Genomic DNA, 17,812 nt, shown 5'->3' with positions numbered 1-17,812 from the left:
CCCCTCGCAAAAAGGAGAACCATGACCTCGGCCCGCATCACCATCGACCGCGACTTCACGATCGCCGACGTGCCCCGACGTCTGTTCGGCTCTTTCGTCGAGCACATGGGTCGATGCGTGTACACCGGCATCTACGAACCCGGGCATCCGCAGGCCGACGAGCGCGGCTTCCGGCGCGACGTGCTCGAGCTCGTGCGAGAGATGGGACCGACCGTCGTGCGCTACCCCGGCGGCAACTTCGTCTCGGGGTACCGATGGGAGGACGGCGTCGGGCCGGTCGAGGACCGCCCGGTGCGCATCGACGGCGCCTGGCACACCATCGAGACCAACGCGTTCGGTCTGCACGAGTTCGTGGACTGGTCCCGCGAGGCCGACGTCGAGATCATGCAGGCGATCAACCTCGGCACGCGCGGTGTCGAGGAGGCCCGTGCGCTGGTCGAGTACGCCAATCACCCGGGCGGCACGTACTGGTCGGATCTGCGCCGTCGCAACGGCGCGGCCGACCCGTTCGACATCAAGCTGTGGTGCCTGGGCAACGAGCTCGACGGGCCGTGGCAGATCGGTCACAAGACCGCTGCCGAGTACGGTCGGCTCGCGCAGGAGACGGCGAAGGCGATGAAGCTCGTCGACGACTCGATCGAGCTCGTCGCGGTCGGGTCGTCGAATCGCGGCATGCCCACCTTCGGCTCCTGGGAGCACACCGTTCTCACGCACGCGTACGACGAGGTCGACTACATCTCGATGCACGCGTACTACCAGGAGCATGACGGCGACGCCGAATCGTTCCTCGCCGAGGCGGTCGAGATGGATGCCTTCATCGAGGGTGTCATCGCGACGGTCGATGCCGTGAAGGCCGCCGGCAAGCACACCAGACAGGTGGACATCTCATTCGACGAGTGGAACGTCTGGTATCAGTCGGGCCTCGACACCGATGACCAGCCGCACCAGGTCTCGAAGACGTGGCGTGAGCATCCGCGGCTGATCGAGGACACCTACTCGGTGACGGATGCCGTCGTCGTGGGCACTTTCCTCAACAGCCTGCTGCGCCACGGCGACCGGGTGCGCATCGCCAACCAGGCGCAGCTGGTCAACGTGATCGCGCCGATCCGCTCGGAGCAGGGCGGGCCCGCCTGGCGGCAGACCAGCTTCTGGCCGTTCGAGCGGATGGCCCGGCTTGCGCGCGGCCGCATCCTGCGCCTGGCCGTCGCGGCGTCGCAGATCTCGACGAAGCGATACGGTGACGTCGACTCGATCGACGCCGCGGCGACGTTCGACGAGGAGACCGGCCGGGTGGTGCTGTTCGTGGCGAACCGCTCGCTCGACTCGGCGAACGACCTCACCGTCGACCTGCGCGGTTTCGGCGACCTGCGGATCGCGAACGCTGAGACGCTGACGATCCCGGAGGGCGGCGACCGCCACACGGCCAACCTCGAGTCCGCGCCCGACACGGTGCACATGCTGCCGCTGACGGCCGCCGAGGTCGTCGACGGCGCCGTGCGCGCCACGCTGCCGCCGCTCTCGTGGTCGGTGATCGAGCTGGGCTGATGCGCAGGCCGCGCGGGCGCCGACGGTCAGACCGCCCGCGGCAGCGAGACGGCGCGGTGGCAGCACCGGATGCCGTGAGCTCAGGGTCCATGACGAAAGCCGCCGACAGGAGGCCCGCCGACTTCGGCCATCCGCACCCGGCGCTGGCCGCTCGGGAGTCAGGGGGTCGGACGCCACTCGGCGCTCGGCCAGCCGTCCTTCCAGCGCAGGGGCAGCAGGTTGAGCGTCGGGATGCCGTCGGCTGCCCCGTCGTAGAAGTGGAACGCGAGCGTGTAGCCGAAGACCGACTGTCCCCCGGGGCCGATCCGGTCGGCGCCGTCGCCGGTGAGCACGACCGTGCCGCCGTCGTCGAGCAAGGCGAGGTGATCGGCATCGAGGTAGGGCCCTGCGAGATCCTTCGACCGGCCCACGATGATCTCGTACGTGCTGTCCACGCCCTTGCAGCAGAAGCCGCGGGAGGCGAAGAGATAGAACCACCCGTCACGGGCGACGACGTACGGCGCTTCGATCGCGTTCTCGACGAGACCGCGATCGGCGAGCCGCAGCGGTTCGGCGGCGTCGGCGCGCAGGCCGCTCGGCCATTCGAGCTCGACCATCCGGATGCCCGACGAGAACGATCCGAACGACATCCACGGGGTGCCGTCGGCGTCTTCGACGATGCCGGCGTCGATCGCGTTGAAGTCTGTGCCCTCCGAGGCGATCACCTCGCCGCGGTCCACCCACTCGTAATCGTCGTCGGCAGGGTCGAGGGTGGTGTTCGTCGCCAGCGCGATGACCGAGTCCCCGCTGCCGAACGTCGAGACCGAGTAGTAGAGGTACCAGGTGCCGTCGTGCTCGTAGAGCTCGGGCGCCCAGAGGTTGTCGACCCCGGGCACGGCCTCATCGAGCCACGCAGGCTTCGCATCCCACACCTCTCCCGCGTACTCCCAGTCGACGCCGTCATCGGAGCGGCGGACCTGGATGTTGCCGTCGGCGATCCGCCCGTCACCGGTCGAGTACACGAAGTGGGCCTCGTCGGTCTGCACGTACGCGGGGTCGTGCACGAAGACGTCACCGGTCAGCGTCGGGGCGGGCGCGGCGGGCGCGCAGCCGGCCAGCGCCGCCGCCGCGAGGATCGCGACGGCGGCGCCGACCGAGCGCGGCGATCGGGTCACGACAGCGACAGTGCCGACCAGGAGACGGGCGGAAGCGTCACGGTCAGGACGCCGTCGCTGATCGTCGCCCCCTCGAGGCTCTTCAGGCCCACGCGGTTCTGGTCGGTGAGCGTGTTCTTCGCATACACGTCGTCGTCCCACAGCGTGACCGCCTCGTCGATCGTCGAGATGCCGAGTCCGTCGACGGCGATGTTCACCTCGATCGGCTCGGTCTGGCTGCGGTTCACGAGGAACACCGCGGCGGATCCCTCGTCGACGGTGACCACCGAGTCGACCAGCGGCGCCTCTCCGTAGACGGCCGTCTCATAGGTGCCGGCCTCGATGCGGGGCTTGATGATCTCGCCCTTCGCCAGCCGGGAGGTGACCGAGAAGGGGAAGAAGGTGGTCTGCCGCCAGGCGTCACCGCCCGGTTCGGTCATGATCGGAGCGATCACGTTCACGAGCTGCGCGAGTGAGGCCGACGCGACGCGGTCATGGTTCTTCAGCAGCGTGATCAGCAGGTTGCCGAGCACCACGGCATCCGCCACCGAGTAGACGTCCTCGAGCTGGCGAGGCGCGTAGCGCCACTCGTCGTTGACCTCGTCCGACTCGCGGTGCTCGTCGAGGTACCAGATGTTCCACTCGTCGAACGAGAGCTTGATCTTCTTGCTCGACTTGAGCTTGTGTCCGACGTGGTCGGCGGTCGCGACGACCGTCTCGATGAAGTACTGCATGTCGATGGACGACGCGAGGTACGAGGCGAGGTCGCCGCCGCGCTCCTGGTAGTACGCGTGGCACGAGATGAAGTCGACGTGCTCGTACGTGTGCTCGAGCACCGTGCGCTCCCAGTCGCCGAAGGTCGGCATGGCAGAGCCCGACGACCCGCACACCACCAGCTCGAGGGTGCGGTCGGCGGACTTCATGGCCTGCGCGGTGCGAGCGGCGATCTTGCCGTAGTCCTCCGCGGTCATGTAGCCCGTCTGCCAGGGGCCGTCCATCTCGTTGCCGAGGCACCACATGCGGATGTCGTGCGGCTCGACGGTGCCGTTGGCGATGCGCTGGTCGCTGAGCGCCGTGCCGGAGGGGTGGTTGCAGTACTCGAGCAGGTCGAGAGCCGCCTCGATGCCTCGGGTGCCCAGGTTGACGGCCATCATCAGCTCGGAGCCGGTGAGCTCGAGCCAGCGCGAGAACTCGTCGACGCCCACCTGGTTGGTCTCGAGCGAGTGCCAGGCGAGATCCCGGCGCACGGGGCGATTCTCACGGGGGCCGACCGAGTCCTCCCAGCGGAAGCCCGAGACGAAGTTGCCGCCGGGGTAGCGGATGGTGGTCGAGCCGAGCTCGCGCACGAGGTCGACGACGTCGAGACGGAAGCCGTCCTCGTTGGCGGTCGAGTGGGTGGGCTCGTAGATGCCGTCGTAGACGCAGCGGCCGAGGTGCTCGACGAACGAGCCGAAGATGCGCCGATCGATCGGAGCGACGACCGCGGTCCGGTCGATGGAGATGCGTGCCTTGGTCACAGGATTTCCTTGTCTGGGTGATGGGGGTCGGAGGCTGAGTCGAGGATCGGCTGGGAAGCGCCGAGCGGAAGGCGGGCGAGTCGGCGGTCGATCAGGCGCACGGCGATCGCAAGCGGCAGGGAGACGCCGACGAGCGGGATCGTCACGGGGAGCACCGCGGCGATGACCGCGGTGGCGAGCAGAGTGAGCAGCACGCCGAGGCCGGTGAGCGGCGCGGCGAGTGCGACGGCGACGGCCGCACGCAGCACCGCAGCGGGGCGGTCGTCGTGTCGTGTGAGCAGGGTCACCGTGACGGCGAGAGCGACGATCACGACGAGAGCGACGACCGCGGTGAGTGCGGACAGTCCGGCGGCGGCAGGGCCGTCGAGACGGGACAGCACCATCGCATCGGCGGCCAGCAGCAGACCGGCGATCAGGAACGGGATGCCGGTGAGGCTCGCCCTCCGGAAGGAGGCGCGGTACTGCCGCGCGAAGGCCCGCACGAGGCCGTCGCCGGCGGAGGGCCCGCCGGGCAGCAGGACGGATGCCGCAGCGACACCGGCCGGCATGACGCCTGCCACCACGAGCCCCGCGAGCACGCCGCCGGCGAACAGCAGGTTGACGAGCACCAGGGTCCACACGGCGTTCAGCGCCTGCATGACCCGGCCGGTCCAGCCTGCAGCAGGGTAGGCGTCGGCGCTCATGCTTCCACCGCCTTCGAGCCGCTCCAGATCACGCCGTCCGGGTCGATGCCGCTGAACGCGAGCACCGTGCATCCGGCGACCTGATCCCACGCACCGAAGACCACGGCATCCAGCACGGCCGTCGCTCTCGATCCGCCGGAGCGCGGCGGGGCATCGGCGATCACTCTGAGCCGCGTCGCGACCGGTTCCCCTGCGCACACGAGATCCGACTCGATGCGCACCCGCTCGGCGTCGACGATGCCGGCGTTCTCCGGCGCGAAGCGCACGGCATCCCAGTCCCCCGCCACCGGCTCGGCAGTCGCGAGGCGCTCGGTGCCGGGGCCGGCGTACGCGTGCGGCGAGACCACGGGCCAGCCCGAGGTCGTCCAGTGCACGCGTCGGATCTGCGCCTCGTGCTCGGCCGGCGCGTCCGCGAAGCGCACGTGATGAACCATGAAGGTGTCGGCGCCGTCCTGGAAGATGGAGTTGTGCCCCGGCGCGATCAGCCCCGCGGCCCCCGGCAGGCGCATGCCCCCGAGCACCTTGGTGCCGGTCGCGACGGCGTCCTCCTCGGTCGGCGAGGTGAGATCGCGCCCCTGGTGGTCGAGGTAGGGCCCGGTGATCGAGTCGGAGACGCCGACTCGCACGCTGTATGTGTCGACAAGCGAGTCGTACGACACGAAGAGCACGTAGCGTCCGTCGCGCTCCACCACGTAGGCGCCCTCGATGGCGCCGTCGACGCCGACCGGGCGGCGGGCGATCAGCGTGCCCGGCTCGTCGCGGAGTCGTCTGCCGGTCTCGAGCGCGAGCTCGACGGCGTGGATGCCGCCGAAGAACGATCCGTACAGCATCCAGGGCGAGCCCTGCCGGTCGAAGATGATCGCGGCGTCGATCGCGTTGATCGTGTCACTCGCGTGATCCGTCGCGATCACGATGCCCTCGTCGTGCCAGGGGCCGGCCGGCTCGGGTGCGGTGGCCAGGCCGATCGCCGATGTGCGCGAGCCGAAGGTCGAGGCGGAGTAGTACATGTGCCAGCGCGCCTCGCGCTGCGCCGCGCCATCGGCATCCGACGCGGGCCAGCGCACCACCTCGGGCGCCCACAGTCCCGCGGCCGCCGACCAGGAGGCGGCCGGCGCCGGAACGCCCTCGAGGGCCGTGCCGCGGTAGGTCCACGTGACCAGATCCGGCGAAGTGCGCACGTGCGCGCCCGCCGGCACCCGGTCGAGCCCGGACGCGGCGTCGGTCGAGAACATGTACCAGAGGCCGTCGTCTCCGCGCACGACGGTCGGGTCGTGCGCGTTTCGGGCACCCCAGGTCGCGGTGTCTGCCGTGTCGAACACGATCAGCCCTTCGCTCCGGTCAGCGCGACCGATTCGATGATCTGCCGCTGGAAGATCACGAACACGACGAGCACGGGGATGAGCGCGATGAACGATGCCGCCATGATCAGCGGGTAGTCGGTCTGGCTCGCGTAGGTGGCGTTGAAGCTCGCGATCACGAGCTGCAGCGTCTGCCTGTCGGGAGAGTTCAGGTAGATGATCGGCGCCAGGTAGTCGTTCCACACCGCCATGAACCACAGGATGAACTGCGCCGCGACCGCGGGCCGGATGGCAGGGAAGATGAGCGTCCAGAAGATGCGCAGGTACCCGGCGCCGTCGAGCTTGGCCGCCTCGATGATCGAGTCGGGCACCGAGTCGAGGAACTGGCGCAGGAAGAAGATCATCACGATGTTGCCGAACAGTCCGGGCAGGATGAGCGGCCACAGGGTGTCGACCATGCCCAGATCGCCGAACATCTTGAACTGCGGGATCATGATCGTCGGGAACGGGATCATGATCGCCACGAGCAGGGTCAGGAACACGACGTTCTTGAACGGCAGCCGCATCTTGGCGAACGCGAAGGCGGCGAGTGCGCTGGTCGCGGTGCCGACCACGGTCACGCTCACCGAGACGACGATGCTGTTCCAGATGCCGCTGGCGAGCGGGCCGGCCGACCACACGCGCAGGTAGTTCTCCCACTGCACGGGGTCGGGGATCCACTGCGGAGGCAGCGCGAACACGGCCTCTCTCGTCTTCAGCGAGGTCGTGAAGGTCCACAGCAGCGGCGCGATCATGATGACGCCGCCGATGGCGAGCACGATGGTGACGATGACGTTCATCGAGCGGTACGCGCGCGAGCGCATGCCCACCGGGACGGCCGAGTCGCCGGGCGCACCGCGCCGACGACGGCGAGGGCTCCGGTGATCCGGCGGGAGCACGGCCAGTGCGGTCGCGGGCGGCGGCGAAGTGGTAAGAGTCATGGCTGCCTCACTCGATCGAGAACTGGGAGCGTCGGTTCATCTGGAACTGGATCGCCGTGATGACGAACACCAGCAGTCCCAGCACCACGGACATCGAGGTGGCATAGCCCATCTGCAGGTAGTTGAAGGCCTTCTGCCAGATGTACCAGACGATGGATGCCGTGGAGAACTCGGGCCCTCCGGTGGGGGTCATGATGTTGATCTCGATGAAGATCTGCGCCCCGCCGATGATGCTGGTGACCACGAGGAAGAAGGTGACCGGTCGCAGCATCGGGATGGTGATGTGACGGAACTGCTGCAGGGCGTTCGCGCCGTCGATCGCCGCAGCCTCGTACAGGTGCCTCGGCACGGACTGCAGGGCGGCGAGATAGAGCAGCATCGAGAAGCCGATGCCCTTCCACACCGCCATGATGATGATCGCGGGCTTCGCCGTTGATGCATCCTGCAGCCAGTTCGGCCCGTCGATGCCGAACATCGCGAGCACCTGGTTGATGAGTCCGAAGTCGCCGTTGTAGGCCCACTGCCACAGGATCGCCACGGCGGCGAGCGAGGAGATGACCGGCACGTAGTAGACCGTGCGGAAGAAGGTCGTGCCCCGCATGCGCCGGTTCAGCGCGAGGGCGAGCAGGAGGGAGATGATCAGGCCGATCGGGATGCCGATCATCATGAAGACGGTGTTGCCCATCGCCTTCCAGAAGTAGGGGTCGTTGACCATCTCGACGTAGTTGTCGAGACCGTTGAACGTCGGCTCGCTCAGGCCGTTCCACTTGGTGAACGAGGCGTACACGGCGTACAGCATCGGGTAGCCGATGAAGATGAGGAAGCCGATGACGGGAGCCGCGATGAAGGCGGCCGCGGCCAGGTGCTCTCGGCGGTGGAGTCGGGAACGGCGGATGGTGGTCGGAGAGCCCATCATGGCTCACCTCCTTTCGGGTACCGGATGCGGGGGCCGGGGGCGCCGTGCGCCCCCGGCGGATGATCAGCCGATGCCGGCGTCGGCGTTGGCCTTGTCGAGCAGCTCCTGCATGCGCGGCTGCACCTCTTCGAGGTAGTCCTTCGCGCTCTGCTTGCCGTCGAGCACGGGCTGGATGTTCTTCCAGAGCTCGTCGTACCACTCAGCGCTGTACGTGGTGTTGGCGGGCAGCGCGCGGCCGTAGTCCTGGACGATGTCGAGGAACTCCTGCTTGTTCGCCGGCTGCGTGGTGGAATCGGCCACCCAGGTGTCGGCCATGTCGATGAGGTTGGGGATCTGCACGCCATCGTCGACGAGCGACTGCTGCGCGGCCTCGTTGGTGGAGAGGTAGATCGCGAGCTTGGTGGCGAGCTCGGCGTTCTTGGTGCTCTCGCTGACGGCGATGCCGAGGGTTCCGGTCCAGGTGGCGGTCTCACCGGTCTTGCCGACCGGGTAGGGCATCAGGTCCCACTCGAAGTCGAGCTTCTCGTAGGTGGGCACGTCCCAGGGGCCGACGGGGAAGAACCCGATCTCGCCCTTCATCCAGCGCTGATAGGTGTCGAGGGTCTGCGAGTCCGAGCTCGAGGGCGTGATGCCGTCCTTCGTGCTCATGTCGGCGAAGAGCTGCAGGGCCTCGACGAATTCGGGACTGTCGACCGTCACCTCGGTGCGGTCTTCGTTGAGCCAATCCCCGCCGTTCGACCAGACGAACGGCTGCAGGTTCCACTGCACGTTGAGGCCGGTGCCCCACTGGTCGAGCTCGCCGTCGCCGTCGGTGTCCTTCGTCAGCTTCTTGGCGACGTCGATGAACTCGGCCCAGGTGTAGGGCTGGTCGACGTCGGGCAGGGGCACGCCCGCCTGCTCGAACATCGTCTTGTTGTACCCGAACGAGAACGGGCCGACGTCCTTCGGCATGGCGTAGATGCCGCCCTTGCCCATGAGGGTGCCGTCGAAGCGGTAGCTGTCGACCCCGTACGCCCACACGTTGTCGAGATCGACCTCCTTCTCGACAGTCTCGGTGATGTCCTTGATGATGCCGGAGCGGACGTACGCCTGCACGCTGCCCGGGTCGACGTAGAAGACGTCCGGGATCTTCTTGCCTGCGATGGCCGCCTTGAGCTTCGTGCTGTACTCGTCGGCCGTGGTCATGATGATCTTCACATCGACGTCGTTGGCCTTCTCGAACTCCTCGATCGCCTTGGTGTAGGCGGCCTTCTCGGCGTCGCTGCCGCGGAACATGAAGGTGAGCGTACCGTCGTCGCTCGCGGCTCCGGATGCGGAGCAGCCGGTTGCGGTGATGCCGGCGAGTGTGATCACACCGGCGACGGCCAGGATCCGTGACTTCATTGTGCGGGTCTTCCTCTCAGAGCTGACTTCGATGTCATCGCTCAGCGCCAAGCCGCCCAGCGATCCTCATGGATTTACAACGTTGTAGTAAACGTTGTAGAGATATTGTGACCCGACGAGCGGGCGCTGTCAACTGCTCTTCCTACGCACCGCGGCATTCACCCGCGGCGCGGATCAGCGGGCGGACGACTCGCGCTCGAGGATGCGGTAGTCGGCGAAGAGGGTTCGCGGGGTGGCATCCGCCGCTCCACCGATGCGCTCGAGCAGCGTCGACACGGCGGTCTTCGCGATCCAGCTGCGGCCGGGATCGACCGTCGTGAGCGACGGAATCGAGTAGGCCGCCTCGTCCAGACCGTCGAAGCCGATCACCGAGACGTCATCGGGCACCCGTCGTCCCGTCTCCTGCAGCACGCGCATCGCGCCGAGCGCGAGGGTGTCGTTCAGCCCGAACACGGCGTCGAACTCCCCACCCCTGGCGAGGATGTCGCGCATCGAGTCGGCGCCGTTGGCCCGGTGCCACAGAGTCGTGTATCCGACGATCGAGTCGTCGTACGCGATGCCTGCCGCCTCCAGCGCCTCGCGGTACCCCTGAAGCCGCAAGGCCGCCGAACCGACGATCTCGCCCTCGTGCGCCCCGACGACTGCGACCCGGCGACGGCCCTGTGCGAGGAGGTGCTCGGTCGCTGCGCGCGCGGCGTCGACGTTGCGCATGGTGACGTGATCGGTCGGGCCGTCGAAGATGCGCTCGCCGAGCAGCACCAGCGGGTAGGGCACATCCAGAGCGGCCACATCATCAGGTCCCATGCCGAGCGGGCTGAAGATCAGCCCGTCGGTGAGCTTGAGTCGAGGGCTGCGCAGCAGATCGAGTTCGCGCTCCCGGTCTGCGCCGGTCTGCTCGACGAGAACGACGACGCCGGCGGCCTCCGCCTCGTGGATGACCTGGGCGGCGAGCTCGGCGAAGTAGGCCAGGCTGAGGTCAGGCAGGGCGAGAGCGATCGCGCCGGTGCGCCCCGACCTCAGGTTCCTCGCGGTGAGGTTGGGCGTGTAGCCCAGCTCGCCGATCGCCCTCTCGACCTTCTCGCGCGTGGCGGGGCGGATGTGCGGGTAGTCGTTGATGACGTTGGACACCGTCTTGATCGAGACCCCCGCCAGTCTCGCCACATCGTGCAGCGTGACAGCCATCGGCATCCTTCCCCGCTTGACGACGGGCATCGGACGATGCCGCTCGGTGCCAACGTTACAACGTTGCAGACTCCGGCGTTCCGCGGTGCCCCGGCCCTTGCCGTCGTGTGGGCTTCAGCTCCCGTCCTTCGGCGTGACGCCGTCTTCGGCCGGGGACACCAGTGAGAGGGGGTCGGCGACGTCCTCCAGCGACTTGCCGGCGGCGCTGATGCCGAAGATCCCGCAGATCACTCCGCCGAAGATCATCACCGCCGAGCCGAGCACGTATCCCCAGAACAGCGGCCCGCGGTCACCCGTCTCCGCGCTTGCGCCGATCAGCGAGCCGTACAGGACGGGAGCGATCGCGCCGACGAGCTGACCGATCGAGAAGACGTACGAGATCACCTGGCTGCGGAGCTCGAGCGGGAAGATCTCGCTGACGGTCAGATATGCGGCCGAAGCGCCGGCCGAGGCGAAGAAGAACGACGCGCACCAGAATGCCGTGTGCGTCGCGGCGTTCAGCACGCCGGCGTTGAACATGAAGGCGCTCACCAGCAGAATCAAGCCGGCCAGCACGTAGGTGCCGAACAGCATCCGCCGGCGCCCCCAGGTGTCGAAGAAGTGCCCCAGCACGAGTGCGCCGGTGAGGTTGCCGACGGCGAAGATGATGAAGTACTGGCCCGCGGATGCCGGGGGCGTGTCGTAGAAGTTCTCCAGCACCAGCGCGTAGGTGAAGAAGATCGCGTTGTACAGGAACGACTGCGTGATCATCATCGTGATGCCGACCAGGGTGCGTCGGGGGTACTTCTTGAACAGCACCTTCATGATGACGAGGAAGGGGACGCTGCCGTACTCCTTGACCGTGATCGCCTTGCTCTCGTCGACGGGGTCGATGGTCTTGCCCTCGCGGCGGATGCGCTCCTCGATGTCGTCGACGTTGCGCTCCGCGGCATCCTCGCGCCCGTGGGTCATCTGCCACCGCGGGCTCTCCGGGATGTGCCGGCGCAGCCAGATGATCAGCACACCCAGCACCGGCCCGAGGAAGAAGCTCAGCCGCCAGCCCAGGTCGACGGGGAGGATCTCGGTGTTCAGGAAGAACATGTTCGCCACGGCACCGAGGGCAGCGCCGCCCCAGTAGGTCCCGTTGATGGCGATGTCGACACGACCGCGGTACTTCGCCGGGATGATCTCATCGATGGCCGAGTTGATGGCCGCGTACTCGCCGCCGATCCCGGCACCCGCCACGAACCGCCAGATGTAGAAGAACCAGGGGGCGAACGCCAGGCCCGCCACGGCCGAGCCGACCAGGTAGACGGCGAGCGAGAGGAGGAACAGCTTCTTGCGTCCGAGGCGATCCGCCAGGCGCCCGAATACGAGCGCTCCGAACACCTGACCGAGCAGATAGCAGGTGCCGGCCAGTCCCACTTCAGCCGGGCCCATTCCGAGTGTCTTGGCGTAGCCGTTCGCCGCGACGATCTGCACCTCGAGTCCGTCGAGGATCCACGAGAAGCCGAGTCCGACGATGATCAGCCAATGGAATCGCGACCACGGCAGTCGATCCATCCGCGCTGGAACCAGCGACCGCACTTCTGTGACTTTCCCTCCGGACCCAGGCATGGAGCTCCCCTTCTCGTAGGGGGCGACGCGCCCCTGGCATCCGTTTCTACTCCGACGGATGCCGGGCCAGGACACTCTTGACCCGGACGGCCGAGACACGCTAACGCGGTGGTATCGGCGTCGCGGCATATAGCGTTGCCTCACAGGCCTCGATGGAAGGACGGCGACCATGCGCATCGCACTGACCGGAGCATCCGGAAAACTCGGCACCGTCGTCGCGCGCGACCTGCGCGCGAACGGCTGGGACGTCGTCGGCATGGATCTCACGGGCACTCGCGCCGACGGCTTCGTGCAGGTCGATCTCACCGACTACGGCCAGGTCGTGGACGCGCTCACCGCGGTCGGCGACCAGCACGACGGCATCGACGCGGTCGTGCACCTCGGGGCCATCCCTGCTCCCGGCATCCGCAGCGATGTCGCGACCTTCCACAACAACATGCCTGCGACGTTCAACGTCTTCTGGGCCGCCGTGCGTCTGGGCATCCGCCGCATCGTCTACGCATCCAGCGAGACGGTGCTGGGCCTGCCGTTCGATGTGCCGCCGCCGTACATCCCCGTCGACGAGGAGTACCCCGCCCGCCCCGAGTCGGTGTACTCGCTGGTGAAGACCCTTGAGGAGCAGCTGGCCCGGGAGCTGGTGCGCTGGCATCCCGATCTGTCGATCACCGCTCTGCGGTTCTCGAACGTGATGGTGCCGGAGGACTACGCCGAGTTCCCGTCCTTCGACGATGACGCCCTGAAGCGGAAGTGGAACCTGTGGGGTTACATCGACGCCCGCGATGGCGCACAGGCGGTCGAGCGCGCGCTGCAGGTGGCGGAGCCGGGGTTCGACCGCTTCATCATCGCGGCTGCAGACACCGTCATGTCGCGGCCCAACTCCGAGCTGATCGCCGAGGTCTTCCCCGACGTGCCGGTGACTCGTGAGGTCGGAGCGCACGAGACGCTGCTCTCGATCGACCACGCCAGAGACGTGCTGGGTTTCGAGCCGAAGCACTCCTGGCGCGACCACGTCTGAGCCCGGCGCCCACGCGCGAGAAACCACATCCCGCATCAGACACACGCTCAGGCGTGGTTTCTCGTGCGGGATGTGGTTTCTCGCGCGGGATGTGGTTTCTCGGGTGGAAGGACGGCAGCGGCGGATGCCCTCAGCCGGCGGCTTCCTCCGGGCGCTCCTGCACGTCGATCGCGGCGGTGTCGGGCTCGTACGCCTCGATGTGCCGCTCGTCGACGCCGTTGTACGCCGACAGGGGGCGGATCAGGGCGTTCGAGGCCTGCTGCTCGAGGATGTGCGCGGTCCAGCCCACGATCCGAGCGGCGATGAACAGCGGCGTGAAGGTCAGCGTGTCGTACCCGATCAGGTTGTACGCCGGACCAGACGGGTAGTCGAGGTTCGGGTAGATGCCCTTGCGCTCGACGAACTCGCTCTCGAGCTTCTCGTACAGCTCGGCCACCTCCGGGCGGTCGTAGTGCGCGACCAGGGTGTCGAGTGCGGCCTTCATGGTCGGCACGCGTGAGTCGCCGCGCTTGTAGACGCGGTGCCCGAAGCCCATGATCTTGCGCTTCTCGGCGAGCGCGGCGTCGAGCCACTCCTCGACCCGGTCAGCCGAGCCGATCTCGTCGAAGATGTGCATGACGGCCTCGTTGGCTCCGCCGTGCAGCGGCCCCTTGAGAGCGCCGATCGCGCCGACGACCGCGGAGTACAGGTCGCTGAGCGTCGAGGTGATCACCCGTGCGGTGAAGGTCGATGCATTGAACGAGTGCTCGGCGTACAGGATCATCGAGCGGTTGAACGCATCGACGACCGCCTCGTGCGGCTCTTCGCCGAAGGTCAGCCACAGGAAGTTGGCGGCGTAGTCGAGGTCGTCGCGCGACTCGATGATCTCCTGCCCGCGGCGCCGGCGCTGCCCGTAGGAGACGACGGCCGGAAGCACCGCGAACAGCTGCAGGCTGCGCTGCAGGTTCTGCTCGGGGGTGCCGACCGCGTCGAGCACGTTGCCGGTGCCGGCGGTCTCGAAGGCGCCGATCACGCTCACGGCCGTGCGCACCTCGTCCATCGGGTGCGAGTCGAGCGGCAGCGCGTCGATCGCGGCCCTGACCTCGGGCGACAGGGCGCGGTGCGCCCGCTCGGTCGCGCGGAACTCCGCCAGCTGCTCGTCGGTCGGCAGCTCGCCGTGCCACAGCAGGTACGCGACGGCCTCGAAAGACTGCGTCGCCGCGAGCTCCTGCACCGGGTACCCGCGGTACAGCAGGCTGTTGGTCTCGGGGTTGACCTTGCTGATCGCCGTCGCATCGGCGACGACGCCCGCGAGGCCCTTCCTGATCTCTGCATCAGTCATGCTGTGCTCCTTTGCGTTTCGGCGCGCTTCGCCTGCTCAACGACCGGGTCGGTCGATGGTGAAGTTGAAGACTCCCGAGTCGAAGCGGTTGTACGACTCGTAGTCGATCAGATCATAGAGATCGGCGCGGTGCTGCATCTCGCCGAGCTTCGAGGTCAGGTGCCCCTCGGCGTTCAGCGTATCCAGCGCCCGGCCGGCAGCGCCCATGGCGATGCGCAGCAGCGACACCGGCCAGATCACGATGTTCACGCCCACGTCGCGCAGCTGGTCGACCGAGAACAGGTCGGACTTGCCGAACTCGGTCATGTTCGCCAGGATCGGCACATCCACGGCATCCCGGATCGCGGCGAACTCCGCCAGCGACCGCATCGCCTCCGGGAAGATCGCGTCAGCACCGGCATCCACCAGCGCCTTGGCGCGCTCCTTCGCGGCGTCGAGTCCGTCGACGGCGGCGATGTCGGTGCGCGCCATGATGAGGAAGTTCTCGTCGCGCCGCGCATCGACCGCGGCCCGGATGCGCTTGACCGCCGTATCCGCGTCGACCACCGCCTTCCCGTCGAGATGACCGCAGCGCTTCGGGTTGATCTGGTCCTCGATGTGGGCTCCGGCGATGCCGGCGTCTTCGAGAGCCTGGATGGTGCGGGCGACGTTCATCGGCTCGCCGAAGCCGGTGTCCGCGTCGATGATCGCCGGGAGTTCGGTCATCCGGGCGATCTGCTGGCCCCGGCCTGCGACCTCGGTGAGAGTCGTCAGGCCGATGTCGGGCAGCCCGAGGTCGGCAGACAGCACGGCACCCGAGATGTAGACCCCGTCGAAGCCCTTCTGCTCGATCAGCCGCGCGGACAGCGGGTTGAAGGCACCCGGGAACCGCAGCAGCTCGCCGGTCGCCAGACGCTCACGGAACAGACGGCGCTTCTCGTGTGCCGGCGTTCCGGAATACAGCATCAGAACAGCCCCTTCGGGGCGTCGGCGGATGCCAGCACGCCCTTCTTCGCGACGATCGAGAGCTCCTGCACCTCGGCGGCGGTGAGCTCGGGAAGACGCTGGACGAGTTCGAGGAACCGCTCGATCTCGACGACATCGAGCACCGGCTGAGCGAGGACGCGGAACTTGCGGATGTAGTTCTCGCGGGTGAATGGACGGGCGCCGAGCGGGTGCGCATCGGCGACGGCGATCTCGCCGACGACGGTCGTGCCGTCCGTGAGGGTGATCTCGACCCGGCCGCCGAACGCCTTCTCGCTGATGTCGGTGGAGTGGTAGCGGCGGGTCCACTCCGCATCCTCGACCGTGGTGATCTTGTGCCACAGCTCGACCGTGTCCGGACGCTGCGCGCGCTCCGGGGTGTACGAGTCGACGTGGTGCCAGGTGCCGTCCTGCAGGGCGACGGCGAAGATGTACGGCACCGAGTGGTCGAGCGTCTCGCGTGAGGCGGTGGGGTCGTACTTCTGCGGGTCGCCTGCGCCCGAGCCGATCACGTTGTGCGTGTGGTGGCTGGTGTGCAGCACGATCGACTCGATGTTGGCGGGGTCGCGCAGGGCGGGGCTGTCGGTGCCGAGGCGGCGGGCGAGGTCGATGATCGCCTGCGCCTGGTACTCGGCCGAGTGCTCCTTCGTGTACGTGTCGAGGATCGCGCGCTTGGGCTCGCCGGGCGCGGGCAGCGGCACCTCGTACGAGGCGTCCTTGCCGTCGAGCATCCAGGCGATCACGCCGTCTTCGCCTTCGTAGATGGGCGAGGGCGAAGTCTGCCCGCGCATGGCGCGGTCGACAGCCTCGACCGCCATCTTGCCCGCGAAGGCCGGAGCGTGCGCCTTCCAGGTCGAGATCTCGCCCTTGCGGCTCTGGCGGGTCGCGGTGGTGGTGTGCAGCGCCTGGCCGATCGCCTGGTAGATCGTCTCGGCGTCGAGGCCGAGCAGGGTGCCGATGCCGGCCGCGGCCGAGGGGCCGAGGTGCGCGACGTGATCGATCTTGTGCTTGTGCAGCGAGATCGCCTTCACCAGGTCGACCTGGATCTCGTAGCCGGTCGCGAGGGCGCGCACGAGCGCGTGACCGTCGGAGCCGACGTGCTGGGCGACGGCCACGATCGGCGGGATGTTGTCGCCCGGGTGCGAGTACTCGGCCGCGAGGAAGGTGTCGTGGTAGTCGAGCTCGCGCACGGCGACGCCGTTCGCCCACGCCGCCCACTCGGGGCTGGTGCGCTGGTCGAGCGGGCAGCCGAAGACGGTGGCGCCCTTGCCGCCGTTCGAGATGGGGTGGCTGAAGGCCTGCGCGCGCGCCGCGTTGATGGGCGCGCGGGTGAGGGATGCCGCGGCGACCGACGCGTTGTCGATCACGCGGTTGATGATCATGTCGACGACCTCAGGATCGACCTCGACCGGGTCGACGGCGACCTGGGCGATCTTCCAGGCCAGCTGCTCCTCGCGGGGCAGCTCCTCCTCGGAGCGGTAGACGCGGACGTGGTGGTTGACGGTCATGGGGTTCCTTCCCGCGGGGACTGGTCCCCGGTCGTTGAGCGAGCGAAGCGAGGCGAAACGGCGTCCGCGTCGAGACTCTCGAGGATGCTCGCGAGAGCGTTGTGCAGGTGGACATGGGTGGCGTGGGCGGCGAGATCGGCATCGCGGGATGCCAGCGCACGGGCGATCAGCTGGTGCTCCGCCGCCGAGGCGGCGAGGCGCTCGGGCTTGTCGCGCGCCATCCGCCTGACGCGCACCAGGTGGGTGCGGACGGTGCGCAGGGCGGAGCTGAGGTAGTCGTTGCCCACCGCGGCATCGAGCTCGGCATCCAGCCGGGCGATCAGAGCGTAGTAGGCGTCCCGGCCGTCCTCGCCCTCGAGGTCGACCCGGGTGAACTCCGCGGCCAGGGCGCCGAAGGCGGCGGCATCCCCCCGCTGCGCGGCGAGACGGGCGGAGGTCTCCTCGAGAGCCCGGCGGATCTCGAACAGCGCGCGGATGTCAGCGAAGTCGAGACCGGCGACGACGGTGACCCGCGGCGACTGCTGCACAGCGAGGCCGTCGGCGGCGAGACGCCGCAGGGCCTCGCGCAGCGGCGTGCGACTCACGCCGAGGCGGTCTGCCTGCTCGACCTCGGCGAGCACGGTGCCGGGCGCGAGCGCGCCGGACTGGATCTCCTCGAGCAGCGTGGCGTAGGCACGGTCGCTCGCGCGGAGGCGATCGACGACAGTGCTCATGACGTCAGCGTATACACAAAGCCGACTTGACGCGACCTGTTGGCGCCATGCGCGCCGCG

Annotated in this window: 15 protein-coding genes; 2 read left to right on the top strand and 13 right to left on the bottom strand. The window is 68.1% G+C overall.

Going from position 1 to position 17,812, the window contains the following annotated elements; translation table 11 throughout:
• Positions 1-21: 21 nt before the first annotated feature.
• Entirely contained in the window at positions 22-1,545 is a 1,524-nt protein-coding gene (locus tag ACIPV2_RS10655) for an alpha-N-arabinofuranosidase (protein ID WP_400841051.1), read from the top strand.
• Between the two features lie 158 nt (positions 1,546-1,703).
• Here ACIPV2_RS10655 and ACIPV2_RS10650 read toward each other — a convergent pair whose 3' ends face one another.
• The 9 genes from ACIPV2_RS10650 to ACIPV2_RS10610 all read right to left on the bottom strand — a co-directional run bounded on the left by ACIPV2_RS10650 (position 1,704) and on the right by ACIPV2_RS10610 (position 12,179).
• Positions 1,704-2,699, bottom strand: coding sequence for an arabinan endo-1,5-alpha-L-arabinosidase (locus ACIPV2_RS10650; protein WP_400841049.1), 996 nt, complete (start codon positions 2,697-2,699; stop codon positions 1,704-1,706).
• Positions 2,696-4,195 (bottom strand): alpha-N-arabinofuranosidase, encoded by a 1,500-nt coding sequence (locus ACIPV2_RS10645; RefSeq protein WP_400841046.1) that lies wholly within the window; start codon positions 4,193-4,195, stop codon positions 2,696-2,698. Before ACIPV2_RS10645 ends, ACIPV2_RS10650 begins: the two co-directional genes overlap by 4 nt.
• Positions 4,192-4,878 (bottom strand): DUF624 domain-containing protein, encoded by a 687-nt coding sequence (locus ACIPV2_RS10640; RefSeq protein WP_400841043.1) that lies wholly within the window; start codon positions 4,876-4,878, stop codon positions 4,192-4,194. Before ACIPV2_RS10640 ends, ACIPV2_RS10645 begins: the two co-directional genes overlap by 4 nt.
• Positions 4,875-6,197 carry an arabinan endo-1,5-alpha-L-arabinosidase gene (locus ACIPV2_RS10635; RefSeq protein WP_400841040.1) on the bottom strand — a complete coding sequence of 441 codons (1,323 nt, stop codon included), beginning with the start codon at positions 6,195-6,197 and terminating at the stop codon, positions 4,875-4,877. Before ACIPV2_RS10635 ends, ACIPV2_RS10640 begins: the two co-directional genes overlap by 4 nt.
• A gap of 2 nt (positions 6,198-6,199) precedes the next feature.
• A complete protein-coding gene (locus ACIPV2_RS10630) occupies positions 6,200-7,156 on the bottom strand; it encodes a carbohydrate ABC transporter permease (RefSeq protein WP_400841037.1) in 957 nt (318 codons plus the stop codon).
• 7 nt (positions 7,157-7,163) lie between these two features.
• Positions 7,164-8,072: a carbohydrate ABC transporter permease gene (locus tag ACIPV2_RS10625; protein WP_400841035.1), complete on the bottom strand. Its 909-nt coding sequence runs from the start codon at positions 8,070-8,072 to the stop codon at positions 7,164-7,166.
• Positions 8,073-8,135: 63 nt separating this feature from the next.
• Positions 8,136-9,455 carry an ABC transporter substrate-binding protein gene (locus ACIPV2_RS10620; RefSeq protein WP_400841033.1) on the bottom strand — a complete coding sequence of 440 codons (1,320 nt, stop codon included), beginning with the start codon at positions 9,453-9,455 and terminating at the stop codon, positions 8,136-8,138.
• Positions 9,456-9,629: 174 nt separating this feature from the next.
• Complete coding sequence (locus tag ACIPV2_RS10615; protein ID WP_400841031.1) at positions 9,630-10,637, bottom strand: LacI family DNA-binding transcriptional regulator; 1,008 nt, start codon at positions 10,635-10,637, stop codon at positions 9,630-9,632.
• Between the two features lie 114 nt (positions 10,638-10,751).
• Entirely contained in the window at positions 10,752-12,179 is a 1,428-nt protein-coding gene (locus tag ACIPV2_RS10610) for an MFS transporter (RefSeq protein WP_400841029.1), read from the bottom strand.
• 223 nt (positions 12,180-12,402) lie between these two features.
• Here ACIPV2_RS10610 and ACIPV2_RS10605 point away from each other — a divergent pair, with 223 nt between their 5' ends.
• Positions 12,403-13,248: an NAD-dependent epimerase/dehydratase family protein gene (locus ACIPV2_RS10605; RefSeq protein ID WP_400841027.1), complete on the top strand. Its 846-nt coding sequence runs from the start codon at positions 12,403-12,405 to the stop codon at positions 13,246-13,248.
• 130 nt (positions 13,249-13,378) lie between these two features.
• Here the strand turns inward: ACIPV2_RS10605 and ACIPV2_RS10600 are convergent, their stop codons facing one another.
• Genes ACIPV2_RS10600 through ACIPV2_RS10585 form a run of 4 tightly spaced genes read right to left on the bottom strand, consistent with a single transcriptional unit; the run spans position 13,379 to position 17,753 of the window.
• Entirely contained in the window at positions 13,379-14,569 is a 1,191-nt protein-coding gene (locus ACIPV2_RS10600) for a bifunctional 2-methylcitrate synthase/citrate synthase (RefSeq protein WP_400841025.1), read from the bottom strand.
• Positions 14,570-14,605: 36 nt separating this feature from the next.
• A complete protein-coding gene (gene prpB, locus ACIPV2_RS10595; protein ID WP_400841023.1) occupies positions 14,606-15,514 on the bottom strand; it encodes a methylisocitrate lyase in 909 nt (302 codons plus the stop codon).
• Positions 15,514-17,040 (bottom strand): MmgE/PrpD family protein, encoded by a 1,527-nt coding sequence (locus tag ACIPV2_RS10590; protein WP_400841021.1) that lies wholly within the window; start codon positions 17,038-17,040, stop codon positions 15,514-15,516. The genes prpB and ACIPV2_RS10590 overlap by 1 nt, the downstream gene beginning before the upstream one ends.
• On the bottom strand, positions 17,037-17,753 hold the full coding sequence (locus tag ACIPV2_RS10585) for a GntR family transcriptional regulator (protein ID WP_400841018.1): 717 nt from the start codon (positions 17,751-17,753) through the stop codon (positions 17,037-17,039). The genes ACIPV2_RS10590 and ACIPV2_RS10585 overlap by 4 nt, the downstream gene beginning before the upstream one ends.
• Between the last annotated feature and the right edge of the window lie 59 nt (positions 17,754-17,812).

The sequence above is a fragment of the Microbacterium sp. NPDC089987 genome, assembly GCF_044748505.1.
Lineage (GTDB): Bacteria > Actinomycetota > Actinomycetes > Actinomycetales > Microbacteriaceae > Microbacterium.
The sequence above is the reverse complement of the archived record's forward strand: the minus strand, read 5'-3'. Positions and strand labels throughout refer to the sequence as shown.